The sequence below is a fragment of the Cryobacterium sp. CAN_C2 genome, from assembly GCF_015751745.1.
In the GTDB taxonomy this organism is placed as follows: domain Bacteria; phylum Actinomycetota; class Actinomycetes; order Actinomycetales; family Microbacteriaceae; genus Cryobacterium.
Genome location: NZ_JADOUX010000010.1, coordinates 116,562 through 128,655 on the forward strand (window position 1 = coordinate 116,562; position 12,094 = coordinate 128,655).

Genomic DNA, 12,094 nt, shown 5'->3' on the forward strand with positions numbered 1-12,094 from the left:
AGAAACCGGCTGAGCGCAGCGCGCGCACCGCAAAGGGTTAGACGTCGATGCGGTCTCGGGAGAGTTTGTCGGAGCTGTCGATGATGAACTCCTTGCGCGGGGCGACGTCGTTGCCCATGAGTAACTCGAACACCCTTCCAGCGGCTTCGGCATCGTCGACGCGCACTCGCCGCAGCGTGCGGTGGGCCCGCTCCATGGTTGTGGTCGCGAGCTGGTCGGCATCCATTTCACCGAGGCCCTTATAGCGCTGGATCGGGTCCTGGTAGCGCCGGTTCTTCTTCTCCAGCGCACCCAGCACCGAGTGCAGTTCGGTCTCGGAGTAGGTGTAGATGGTCTCATTGGGTTTGCTGCCGGGATTCATCACGACGACCCGGTGCAGCGGCGGAACGGCAGCGAAAACGCGGCCCTCGGTGATCATCGGCCGCATGTAGCGGAAGAACAGCGTGAGGAGCAGGGTGCGAATGTGGGCGCCGTCGACGTCGGCGTCGCTCATGATGATCACCTTGCCGTAGCGTGCCGCCGACAGGTCGAAGCTGCGACCAGAACCGGCCCCGATCACTTGGATGATTGAGGCACACTCGGTGTTGGAGAGCATGTCGGCGACGGACGCCTTCTGCACGTTCAGGATTTTGCCGCGGATCGGCAGCAGCGCCTGGTGCTCGCTGTCGCGGGCGAGCTTGGCGGTGCCGAGGGCCGAGTCACCCTCAACGATGAACAGTTCACTCGTTGACACGTCATTGCTGCGGCAGTCGACCAACTTCGCCGGTAGTGACGAACTTTCCAGGGCATTTTTGCGACGCTGGGTTTCCTTGTGCGCCCGGGCGGAGATGCGCGACTTCATCTCGGCGACGATCTTGTCAAGCAGCAGCGCTGACTGGGTCTTATCGTCGCGTTTCGGCGAGGCGTATCTCTCGGCCATGGCCGTCGCGACGACGTTCGCGACGATCGCCCGCACCGCGGGGGTGCCGAGCACTTCCTTGGTCTGACCCTCGAACTGTGGTTCGGGCAGGCGTACGGTGAGCACGGCGGTGAGGCCTGCCATGACATCGTCCTTGTCAAGCTTGTCGCTGCCCACCTTGAGCCTCCGGGCGTTCAGGTCAACCTGGCCGCGCAGAAATTTGAGCAGCCCGGCGTCGAAGCCGGCCTGGTGGGTGCCGCCCTTGGGCGTGGCGATGATGTTGACGAAGCTCTGCACGATCGTGTCGTAGCCGGTCCCCCAGCGCAGGGCGATATCCACCTGGCAGTCGCGCACGAGCTCGGTCGGCACCATGGCGCCCTTCTCGGTGAGCACGGGCACCGTCTCGCTGAAGGATCCGCTGCCGGTCAGTCTCCAGGTGTCGGTGATCGGGGCATCCGTGGCGAGGTGTTCGACGAATTCGGAGATGCCGCCGTCGAACTGGAACAGGCTCGTCACCGGTTCATCGGTGCGTCGGTCGGCGACCTCGATGGCGAGCCCGGGAACGAGGAAAGCCGTCTGGCGGGCCCGGTTGAGCACCTCGTCGGTGTGGAACGTGGCGCCCTTGGTGAAGATCTGCCGGTCGGCCCAGTAGCGAATCCGAGTTCCCGTGACACCCCGCTTGACCTTGCCAATCACCCGGAGTTCACTGCGATTCTCGAACGGGCTGAACGGGGCATCGGGGCTTTTCTCGCCCGAATCGGCAAACAGGCCCGGTTCGCCGCGGTGAAACGACATGGCCCAGGTCTTGCCGTCGCGGTCGACCTCGACGTCGAGGCGCTCAGAGAGGGCGTTGACAACGGATGCTCCCACGCCGTGCAGGCCGCCCGACGCGGCATAGGATCCGCTGCCGAACTTTCCGCCCGCGTGCAGCTTGGTGAACACGACCTCGACGCCGGTCAGGCCGGTCTTGGGTTCGATATCGACTGGTATTCCGCGGGCCGTGTCACACACCTCGACGCTGTGGTCGGGGTGTAACTCAATGCTGATGCTGGCACCGTGCCCACCCAGGGCCTCATCGACGGAATTGTCGATGATCTCCCACAGGCAGTGCATCAGTCCACGCGAGTCGGTGGAACCGATGTACATGCCGGGGCGTTTACGCACTGCCTCCAGACCCTCAAGGACCGACAGGTGGCGCGCGGAATAGTCAGAGCTCACAACAATCAAGAATACCGGCCCCGACCGGCAATCTTTCGCGCCGGGCTGCCCGGTGGCGGCTCAGAGCCCGGCATGACGCGTCTACGCGGTAAGCGAAATACCGGCCGTTCATCTCGTCTTTGACCCCTTGGCGTGCTTACATTAGCAACGAGGGTTCATGCAATTAACTCTGGAGGAGGAGAATATGTCCCAGATCGCCACCGGAAATGGTGCTGTAGATAACCAGGGCGCCCCCCACCAGCTCACCGCAGCCGACCGCTGCGACGCTTGCGGCGCCCAGGCTTACATTCGCGTCGTCGTGAAGAACAGCGAACTGCTGTTCTGCGCCCACCACGGCCGAAAGCACCAAGAGAAGCTCGCGAGCATTGCCGAAAGCTGGCACGACGAGTCAAGTCGTCTGCTGGAAGATCAGCGTTCCTAGCTGATCCGGACTTCGAGCCGAACGAGAACGAACGCCGCGCAGGCGGCTGGCGGAGGCCAGCTTCCTGCGCGGTTTTCTTGGCTCACGCACATCGTCATCCGGGCACGTTATTCCACCGGTTGCCCCAAGCGCGCGGCCACCTGGTTGCGTGCGGCCTGCGCGGTCTCATCAACGAATTCCGCCCTGGCACCTCGCGCATACTCGAGTCCGTGGCGGGTGAACGCAGCCCGCAGCAGGTGGTCCGCGAGTGCGGGATTGCGCGCGAGAACCGGGCCGTGCAGGTGGGTGCAGAACACCTCTCCCATGGTCAGTCCCTCGATCAGCGGACCGGACGCTCGGTAACCGTTTCCGGTCCCGTAGAGCACACGTCCGAGCGGGCTGGCTTCGGCGCCGATGTAGTCACGGGCGTGGTTCTCGAACCCGATCAACCTGCCATATTTTGAGGCGACAATGATGTCGTCGGTGGCGCGAGCCGCCCGCGGCGCGGCCTGACCGGCCACGAGCCCGAGGCCCTCAATAACGGTGCCGTCGGCACGGTCGATGCCCCAGCTCAGCAGTTCCCAGCCGGTACCGACGGCCAGCACGGGCACTTTGGAGTTGGACCAGACTCGAAGCTCCTGGACCAGGGTACGCAGCGCGTCGCGGGCCGGCAGGATCGCAGCATCCGTTCCCGAACCGATCGACACAGCGTCGACCTGTTCGGGCAGGTCGGCACGGCAGTGCACGTCGACGACCTGCGCGTCGTGGCCGCCCCAGCGAATCCGTTGCGCGAGCACCCGGGCATTGCCGGCATCTCCATTGGTGTCGAGCAGGCGGGGCAGCAGCGATACGACAGTGAACGGCCGCTGAAGCGAAGTGGCGGTCATTTACGATTCCTCAGCATTGGAGACGAGGCCGAGGTGGGCGCGGGTGCGCCGCATACCGTCGGCGGAGAAGATAATGGTTTTCACCCCGGATGCGGGATCAGGCAGCGCCAGGAACGCGTCGAGGGCAGTCGGGACATCGGGTTCGATGCGGTCGACCTGCACATTGTCATAGGCGAGCTGCAGGGCGATGTCGTGCGCCTTGAGCCCCGAGGCGATGAGCACGTGGCGGAGCCCGGAGGTGTCCACCGGCCAGAAATAGGACGGGTCGCGCACATCGGATCCGATGATCACCAGAATCTGCTCGGTGTCGGCCTCGAGGCTGTCGACGTTGAGCTGAAAGCTTGACGGGTTTTGCACGAGTACGAACTCGATGGTCTTTCCGCCAACGGTGACGACCTCGCCGCGACCGAAGACGGCCGGCATGGCCGACAGCGAGGCACAGGCGACGGTGGGATCGAAACGTTCCCCCAGCGTCGCCTGGGCCGTGCACAATGCGGTCAGTGCGTCGACGGCATAGTGAATGCCGCGGGCCGGTAAGCGGATGCTGTGCCCGCCCGTGCCAAATTCCACGGCAGCGTCCCGGCCGACCACGCGTGTCAGCTGCAGCCCGATACCGGTGGGCAGGCGATTCGGTGTGGTCTCGGCGTAGCCGAGTCCGCGGGGATACTGGCCGAGAACGGCGGGGGTCACGCCGTAACGGGCAACCCGCACGGTCGGTTCGAGGGCCGAGCCGAGCTCGGCCAGATAGCGGTCATCGGCGTTGAGCACCACGGTTTCCGTGGCCCGAGTGGCGATTTTCGCGAGCAGGGCAGCGACCATCTCGGAGTCGTGAAAGCGATCGATCTGATCGACCATGACGTTGGTGAGGGCGACAACTCGCGGGTTCAACGACCCGGCGATGAACGCGCCGTGGCCTTCGTCCATTTCGAGCACGGCCACATCCCCGGCGATTCGCCCGGACAGGCCGACCCGTTCCAGGAGGGCGCTGGTCAACCCCTGGCTGATGTTCGCCGTTGACTGGTTGGTGAACACGGTCAGGCCGTGGGCCCGCAGAACGGCGACGAGCATCTTTGTCGCCGTTGATTTGCCGCTGGACCCGGTCACGATCACCAGCCCGAGGGGGAAGCCGTTGAGCGTCGCGGCCAAGAAGCCCGGGGCGATGCGGTTGACCACGACCCCGGGGATGGCTGAGCCACCGCCCGGCTTGCGCCAGCGGGCCAACACTCGAACGGCTCGACCGACCAAAATTGCGGGGGCATACCGAAGGGAACTCACGAAATCGAATTCGAAAGCCGGGGGGACCCTGTCACTGACACGTTTACTCGAGGTAGTCGCGCAGGGACTGCGACCTGGACGGGTGACGAAGCTTAGCCATCGTCTTGGACTCGATCTGGCGAATGCGCTCGCGCGTGACACCGAAGGTGTCACCGATCTGGTCGAGGGTCTTCGGCATGCCGTCGCCGAGGCCGAAGCGCATGCGGATCACACCGGCTTCGCGCTCCGAGAGCGAGTCGAGCAGGCTTTCCAGCTGCTTCTGCAGCATGGTGAAGCCCACGGCATCCGCTGGTACAACGGCCTCGGTGTCTTCGATGAGGTCACCGAATTCGCTGTCGCCGTCTTCACCCAGCGGGGTGTGCAGGGAGATCGGTTCGCGCCCGTACTTCTGCACCTCGACGACCTTTTCGGGCGTCATGTCGAGTTCGCGGCTCAGCTCTTCCGGCGTGGGTTCGCGACCGAGGTCCTGCAGCATCTGGCGCTGTACCCGGGCGAGCTTGTTGATGACCTCGACCATGTGCACCGGAATGCGGATCGTGCGGGCCTGGTCGGCCATGGCGCGGGTGATCGCTTGGCGAATCCACCAGGTGGCATAGGTGCTGAATTTGAAGCCCTTGGTGTAGTCGAACTTCTCCACCGCACGAATGAGGCCGAGGTTGCCCTCCTGGATCAGGTCGAGGAACTGCATGCCACGGCCGGTATACCGCTTGGCGAGCGACACGACGAGACGCAGGTTGGCGCCGAGGAGGTGGCTCTTGGCCCGGGCACCGTCTTTGGCAACCCACTGCAGCTCGCGGCCGAGGGAATTCTTCTTCTCGACGTCGGTCATCTCCGACAGCTTGTCTTCCGCGAACAGCCCGGCTTCGATCCGCATCGCCAACTCGACCTCTTCAGCCGCGTTGAGCAACGCGACCTTACCGATCTGCTTAAGGTAGTCCTTGACCGGGTCAGCCGTGGCGCCGGTGATGGCGCTGGAGTACACCGGAACCTCGTCGTCGTCGTCGACGAGCGAGAGCACGAGGGCCCCGCTGGGAAGCGGTTCCGTTGACGCCGTGCGCTTGGTGCTGTCGTCGTCTGACTCTTCTTCGTCGGCCTCGGAACCGCCATCAACGTCGGCGTCGTCGTCTTTCTTGACGGATTTCGCCTTGGTGACGCGCTTCTTCGGCGCCGGCTTGTCGGCGACCGCTTCAAGAGCCGCGGACTTCTTCGTCGCTGCGGCCTCGGCGGCAGCGGCTTTCGCAGCTGCAGCCTTGGTGACGGTCTTCTTGACCGGCGGTACTACTACGGGAGTCGTGACGGACTCGTCGGTCACCTCGGTCTTGACGGTGGTTGCCATTCGAACACCTCTCATGCGGAGTCTTACCTGCTTCTGTTGGCCGAAAAGGAGCCAGAAGCGTTTTTGGGCAGAACTTGGACCCATGTCAAGTCCCGGGATACCCATGCCAAAATGATGTCAGCATGCCCCGGACCAGAACGGGTCCTAAATACAATTATTGCACGGATTGTCTGGACGACAAGCCACGACACGTACTACGATCATTGGTTACGACGTTTCCAGGAGCGTGATAATGCAACCCAAATCGGTGCGACCTCTATTCCCTCATCGCGGGAGAGCTGGCGCCGGGTGCGTACCCGGGCGTGTACCAGAAAACCGACACCAATTCCGATGACGAGATATTGCACCGAAAACGCCACCCGGAACGCGTCGAGCGCGTATAAGTCACGCGCTCCTCCCCCGGCGACGCGCCATCCGTCCTGCAGGTCGAGCAGTAAACCGATCAGGTACATCATGACGAAGCTCGCGGTGAACCCACCGACATTGACAACACCGTTGGCCGAGCCGAGGCTGCGCTGCGGGTTAAAGGTGCGCGCGAAGTCGAAACCGATGAGGGAGCCGGGGCCGCCGATGCCGAGTACCACCAACAACAACACGATCGTCCAGAGTGGCGGAACGCCGGGCCAGAGCAGCACGATCGCCCACGCGCACGCGATGCCCGTCACGATGCCGAGCACGATGTTGCTGCGGCGCAACGGGTGGCGGGCCGTCAGTAGGCCGAGGATCGGTCCGAAGACGAGCCCGGCGCCGACCAACACCGTGAGCATTCCCGCGGCGAAGGCCGGTTCATAGCCGAGACCGTAGACCATGAACGGATAGCCCCAGAGCAGGCTGAACACGGTCCCGGATGACTGCGTCACATAGTGCGACCAGAATCCGAGCTGGGTACCCGGGCGCCGAAAGCTGTGCCGCAGCTGGGTCAGCGCGATGCCGAGGCTGTTGGCGCGCACGTGTTCCGCGACGTCTCTGGGCCGGTCCTGCACGAATATGATGACCACGATCAAGGCAACCACGGCCACGGAAGCTGCCGAGAGAAAGGCCGGAGTCCAGCCGCTCGTGTCCAACAACCACGCCAGGGGAACCGCGGAGAGCACCTGGCCGAGCTGGCCGATGTTACCCATCCACTGCGATAACAGAGGAACGACGCGACCGCTGAACCAGGAACTGATCAGGCGGATCATCGAGATGAAGATGGTCGCATCGCCGGCGCCGACGAGAATGCGGCCGATGACGGCGACCGTGATATCCGGCGCCAGTGCCAGCGTGATCTGGCCGGTCACCATGAGCGTCGTACCGGTGATCATGAGCACCCGCGGGCCGTACCGGTCGATCAACACGCCAACCGGAATCTGCGCGGCAGCATAGACGATGAGCTGCACCACGGCCAGGCTCGAGAGGATGGCTGCCGAGCCGCCGAATCTCTCCGTGGCGGCGACCCCGGCGATTCCCATCGAGGTGCGCTGCAGCACGGCCGACAGGTACGCGAACGACCCGATGATAAAGATCAGAATGGATCGTCGAGAGTTCACTCGATCTAACCTATCCCGTTCACCCGACCGGCAACTTTGGCCGCGGCCGCTGGCGTCTTTCAGCTGCGCCTAGCTGACGGCCCCGTCGTCTCGGCTGCGGCGCAGGGCGAGAAAGTTCTCGAGTTCCGCTGCGATTTCATCGGCCGACGGAAGTTCGCCGTCTTCGTCGGTGAGGGGCGACCGGAGTGGACTGCCTTCCATGTAGGCGTCGTAGCGTTGCTCGAGGGTGCCCACGAGCTTGGCCAGCTCGGGATTGTCTCGCACCTGATCGTCGATGCGCGCGACGAATTCGCGATTGGCTTCACGCAGCCGATCGGTCGGGAAGATCAGACCGGTCGACGCGCTCGTGCTCTCGAGAGCGCTCAGGGCTGCGGCGGGAAACTCGGTATCGCCCAAATAGTGCGGAATGAGTAACACGTACCCGACGGTCGAGGCGCCACGTTCCTGTAGGCGCAATTCCAGCAGGTGCAGGGCGTTGGCCGCGACCTGGGTGTGCGGACGCCAGACCGATCGGTTCTCGATGAGGTCGGAGCGATTACCGCTGACCGTCACGCCGATCGGACGGGTGTGTGGAACGGGCATCGGGATGGCGTGCACCCAGGTCGTCGAGGCGACCGTGAATCGTTCGACGAGCTGCAGCATGGCGGCGGTGAACTGCTCCCACCGGAAGTCCGGTTCGAAGCCGGTCAGGAACAGGAACGGTTGGCCGATCTCGTCGCGGACCAGGTACAGCCGCAGCGCTGGCGGCTGGTAGTTGGTGAGGTGATCCTGGTCGAAGTAAATGATCGGGCGCCGGGCGCGGTAGTCGAGCAGGGTGTCCGTGTCGAACGACGCCACCACGGTGTGCTCCAGTGTGGTCAGGAGGTAGTCGGTGAACTGCGCGACCGCGCCACCGGCATCCGCGAAGCCGGTCAGGCCCATGATCAGGTGTAATCCTTCCGGGACGCCATCGGCGTCTGCGGTGAGTTCGTACAGATCCTCGGGGTCTAACATTTCTTAACTCTAATCCGGGGACCTCATTTCCGCTGTGTTTCGGGGCTTTCACCATCGTGCCCAGAGCGAACAGCCACGACTCGTGCCACGGTTACCATCGAGGTATGACTGTTCCCACACTGTCCCTGTCCACCGAGTCCGCGCGGGGCTCCACCGCCGACATTCTCATCCTGGCGTGCCTCCAAACGGATGATGGGGCGCGGCTGCTCGCGGATGCCACGCTCGGCGACGATCTGATCGCCTCGGTGACGGCTCACCTGCCGCTCCTCAGCGTGACCGGCGCCCGCGACGAGGTCGTGCGCCTGGTGGTCACTGTCGGTACGCCGCGCAGCATCGCCGTTGTCGGGCTCGGACGTGTGGCCAGCACCGACGCCCTTCGCCACGCAGCCGGTGCAGCAGTGCGCCAGCTCACCGGTGCGGCCTCGGTCGCCTTCGCCCTCCCCCTGCGTGACGCCGAGCAGGTCGAAGCAGTCCTCGAGGGTGCGGCCCTCGGCGGCTATTCGTACACGACGTACCGGCACAGTTCACTGGCAGCCGCCAAGGTACCGGCCCACACCGTCGTGGTGCACACCGAGACGCCGGCGGCATCCGCGGTGCAACGGGCAGAGGTCAGCGCCGAGGCGATCCGCCTGGTCAAGGACCTCGTGAACATGCCACCGCTCGACCTCTACCCGGCCTCACTCGCCGACCTGGCGATCGAGGCCGCGAACGGCCTACCACTCGACGTGACGGTTTGGGACGAACAGCAGCTCGTAGCCGACGGGTTTGGCGGCATCGCCGGCGTCGGTGCCGGTTCAACCCGCCCGCCGCGCCTGGTCAAGCTCAGCTACACGCCGAGCGAAGCCAGCAAGCATCTCGCCCTCGTCGGCAAGGGGATCACCTTTGACACCGGCGGCCTCTCGCTCAAGCAGCCGGCATCGATGGTCGGTATGAAGTACGACATGACCGGTGCCGCCACGGTACTTGCCGTGGTGGTCGCCGCCGCCAGACTCCAGCTGCCAGTGCGCATCACCGCGTGGATGTGTATCGCCGAAAACATGCCGTCGGGTTCAGCGATTCGCCCCAACGACGTGCTGCACCTGCGCGGCGGACGCACCGTCGAAGTGCTCAACACGGATGCCGAGGGTCGCCTCGTGCTCGCCGACGGGCTCGTCGCTGCGGCCGAAGAACACCCCGACGCCATAATCGACGTCGCCACCCTCACCGGCGCCGCCGTGGTTGCCCTGGGCAACCGCTATTTCGGCGCGATGGGAGACGATGCTCTCGTGCAGCACGTGCTCGCAGCCAGCGCCGCGGTCGGCGAGACGGCTTGGCCGATGCCGTTTCCGGACGAGTTGCGCGCCACCCTCAATTCCGACGTCGCCGACATCGCCAACGCGAAGATCGGCAGCACGGCCGGAGGAATGCTGCTCGCCGGGGTCTTCTTGCAGGAATTCATCGGAACGGATGCGGCCGGCCAGACGATTCCCTGGGCTCACCTCGACATTGCCGGACCGGCCCAGAATTCCGGACCCGGCTGGGGATTCACAGCCGCCGGACCGACCGGGGTGTCCGTTCGGACGCTTCTCCGACTGGCCGAGGACTTTTCACGCCCGTAGTACAGTCGTAGGGGCAAGAAAAAGCTTGTCAATCCACGCGGCCGATCAGCACGATCTTGTCGGCCGTCGTGACAAAGCATAATGCGCGAGGGAGTAGCTGAGTGTCGGAACAGAATTTTGACATTGTCGTTCTCGGTGGCGGAAGCGGTGGTTACGCAGCAGCGCTGCGTGCCGTGCAGCTGGGATTCACCGTTGGTCTGATCGAGAAGGGCAAACTCGGCGGCACCTGCCTGCACGTCGGTTGCATTCCGACCAAGGCCCTCCTGCACTCGGCCGAGGTCGCCGACGTCAGCCGTGAAGCCGCCAAATACGGCGTCAAGACCGCGTTCGAGGGCATCGATATCGCTGCCGTCACCGCGTTCCGCGAGGGCATCGTCGCGAGCAAGTACAAGGGGCTTCAGGGCCTGATCAAGGCGCGCGGCATCACCGTGGTCGAGGGCGAAGGCCGTTTGGTCTCCCCCACGACCGTACAGGTCGGCGACGACACGATCGTCGGCAAGAACGTCATTCTGGCCACGGGTTCCTATTCCCGTTCGCTGCCCGGCCTCGAAATCGGCGGGCGCGTCATCACGAGCGAGATCGCTCTCGCCCTGGAATACGTTCCCAAGAAGGTCGCCGTGCTCGGCGGCGGCGTCATCGGCGTCGAGTTCGCGAGCATCTGGAAGTCTTTCGGCGCCGACGTCACGATCATCGAAGCATTGCCGCACCTCGTGCCCAACGAGGAAGAGTCGATCTCCAAGCAGTTGGAGCGCGCGTTCCGCAAGCGCGGTATCGAGTATTCTCTCGGCATCCGCTTTCAGAGCGTCACGCAGTCCGACTCGGGCGTTGTCGTCACGCTCGAGAACGGTGCAACCGTTGAGGCCGATCTTCTGCTCGTGGCCGTCGGCCGTGGCCCGGTCACCGCGGGTCTCGGTTTCGACGACGTCGGCGTCACCATGGACCGTGGGTTCGTCATCACCGACGAGCGCCTCGCCACCAGCATCCCCGGTGTCTACGCGGTGGGCGACATCGTTCCCGGCCTGCAGCTCGCCCACCGCGGCTTTCAACAGGGTATCTTCGTCGCTGAAGAAATCGCCGGAATGAACCCGATCATCGTCGAGGATCTCAACATCCCCAAGGTCACCTACTCTGACCCCGAAGTTGCGTCTGTCGGGTACAGCGAAGCCAAAGCCGCCGACAAGTTCGGTGCCGACCAGATTGCCACCTACGAGTACAACCTCGGTGGAAACGGCAAGAGCTCCATTCTCGGCACTGCCGGGTCGGTCAAGCTTGTGCGAGTCAAGGATGGCCCCATCGTGGGTATTCACATGATCGGCGCCCGCGTCGGTGAGCTCATCGGCGAAGGCCAGCTCGTTGTTAACTGGGAAGCGTACCCGGAGGATGTTGCTCCTTTCTTGCACGCGCACCCGACGCAGAGTGAAGCGATGGGTGAGGCCTTCCTGGCGCTCGCCGGTAAACCGCTTCACGCGATGTAGTCGGTTTTCACCATTTTCATCCAATTTATAGATAAAAAAACGGTTTTGAAGGAGACATGCGCATGAGCGAATCCGTCAGCCTCCCGGCACTCGGTGAGAGTGTTACAGAGGGCACGGTCACCCGCTGGCTCAAAAACGTGGGCGACCGCGTGGAGGTCGACGAGCCGTTGCTCGAGGTATCGACCGACAAGGTGGACACGGAAATTCCGTCCCCGGTCGCCGGCATCATTGAAGCCATCCTGGTGCAGGAAGACGAGACCGTCGAGGTCGGAACTCCTCTCGTCACGATCGGCGATGGATCCGGCGCTGCCGCGCCCGTAGCTGAGGCGCCCGTGGCTGAGGTGGCCGCCCCGGTTGCCGCGCCCGAGCCCGTTGCGGCTCCGGTCGCCACGCCCGAGCCCGTTGCGGCTCCGGTCGCCACGCCCGAGCCCGTTGCGGCTCCGGTCGCCACGCCCGAGCCCGTTGCGGCTCCGGTCGCCACGCCC

10 protein-coding genes are annotated in these 12,094 nt (G+C 64.3%); 4 read left to right on the forward strand and 6 right to left on the reverse strand.

Annotated elements, in window-relative coordinates; all coding sequences use genetic code 11:
• Positions 1-37: 37 nt before the first annotated feature.
• On the reverse strand, positions 38-2,116 hold the full coding sequence (locus IWX77_RS10035; RefSeq protein WP_196844363.1) for a DNA gyrase/topoisomerase IV subunit B: 2,079 nt from the start codon (positions 2,114-2,116) through the stop codon (positions 38-40).
• A 184-nt stretch (positions 2,117-2,300) separates the two neighbouring features.
• On the opposite strand from IWX77_RS10035, the gene IWX77_RS10040 reads away from it, so the two are divergent.
• Complete coding sequence (locus IWX77_RS10040) at positions 2,301-2,537, forward strand: DUF7455 domain-containing protein (protein ID WP_196844364.1); 237 nt, start codon at positions 2,301-2,303, stop codon at positions 2,535-2,537.
• A gap of 107 nt (positions 2,538-2,644) precedes the next feature.
• Here IWX77_RS10040 and IWX77_RS10045 read toward each other — a convergent pair whose 3' ends face one another.
• The 5 genes from IWX77_RS10045 to IWX77_RS10065 form a co-directional block, all read right to left on the reverse strand.
• Positions 2,645-3,403 (reverse strand): type 1 glutamine amidotransferase, encoded by a 759-nt coding sequence (locus tag IWX77_RS10045; protein WP_196844365.1) that lies wholly within the window; start codon positions 3,401-3,403, stop codon positions 2,645-2,647.
• On the reverse strand, positions 3,404-4,678 hold the full coding sequence (locus tag IWX77_RS10050) for a MurT ligase domain-containing protein (RefSeq protein WP_196844366.1): 1,275 nt from the start codon (positions 4,676-4,678) through the stop codon (positions 3,404-3,406).
• A gap of 43 nt (positions 4,679-4,721) precedes the next feature.
• The gene (locus tag IWX77_RS10055) at positions 4,722-6,014 is read right to left on the reverse strand and encodes an RNA polymerase sigma factor (protein WP_327012162.1); all 1,293 of its coding nucleotides are present in this window, start codon (positions 6,012-6,014) and stop codon (positions 4,722-4,724) included.
• A gap of 200 nt (positions 6,015-6,214) precedes the next feature.
• Positions 6,215-7,543 (reverse strand): MFS transporter, encoded by a 1,329-nt coding sequence (locus tag IWX77_RS10060; RefSeq protein ID WP_196844367.1) that lies wholly within the window; start codon positions 7,541-7,543, stop codon positions 6,215-6,217.
• Positions 7,544-7,612: 69 nt separating this feature from the next.
• The gene (locus IWX77_RS10065; RefSeq protein ID WP_196844368.1) at positions 7,613-8,536 is read right to left on the reverse strand and encodes a proteasome assembly chaperone family protein; all 924 of its coding nucleotides are present in this window, start codon (positions 8,534-8,536) and stop codon (positions 7,613-7,615) included.
• A 104-nt stretch (positions 8,537-8,640) separates the two neighbouring features.
• On the opposite strand from IWX77_RS10065, the gene IWX77_RS10070 reads away from it, so the two are divergent.
• The 3 genes from IWX77_RS10070 to IWX77_RS17150 form a co-directional block, all read left to right on the forward strand.
• On the forward strand, positions 8,641-10,134 hold the full coding sequence (locus IWX77_RS10070; protein WP_196844369.1) for a leucyl aminopeptidase: 1,494 nt from the start codon (positions 8,641-8,643) through the stop codon (positions 10,132-10,134).
• Positions 10,135-10,235: 101 nt separating this feature from the next.
• Positions 10,236-11,609 carry a dihydrolipoyl dehydrogenase gene (lpdA, locus tag IWX77_RS10075; RefSeq protein WP_196844370.1) on the forward strand — a complete coding sequence of 458 codons (1,374 nt, stop codon included), beginning with the start codon at positions 10,236-10,238 and terminating at the stop codon, positions 11,607-11,609.
• 62 nt (positions 11,610-11,671) lie between these two features.
• The coding region (locus IWX77_RS17150) for a biotin/lipoyl-containing protein (RefSeq protein WP_327012163.1) at positions 11,672-12,094 on the forward strand (423 nt) is incomplete at its 3' end.

Excerpts from the sequence above, each read along its gene's own strand:
- IWX77_RS10040 (WP_196844364.1), top strand. The coding sequence starts at position 2,301 with ATGTCCCAGATCGCCACCGGAAATGGTGCTGTAGATAACCAGGGCGCC.
- IWX77_RS10045 (WP_196844365.1), bottom strand. The coding sequence starts at position 3,403 with ATGACCGCCACTTCGCTTCAGCGGCCGTTCACTGTCGTATCGCTGCTG.
- IWX77_RS10055 (WP_327012162.1), bottom strand. The coding sequence starts at position 6,014 with ATGGCAACCACCGTCAAGACCGAGGTGACCGACGAGTCCGTCACGACT.
- IWX77_RS10065 (WP_196844368.1), bottom strand. The coding sequence starts at position 8,536 with ATGTTAGACCCCGAGGATCTGTACGAACTCACCGCAGACGCCGATGGC.
- IWX77_RS10070 (WP_196844369.1), top strand. The coding sequence starts at position 8,641 with ATGACTGTTCCCACACTGTCCCTGTCCACCGAGTCCGCGCGGGGCTCC.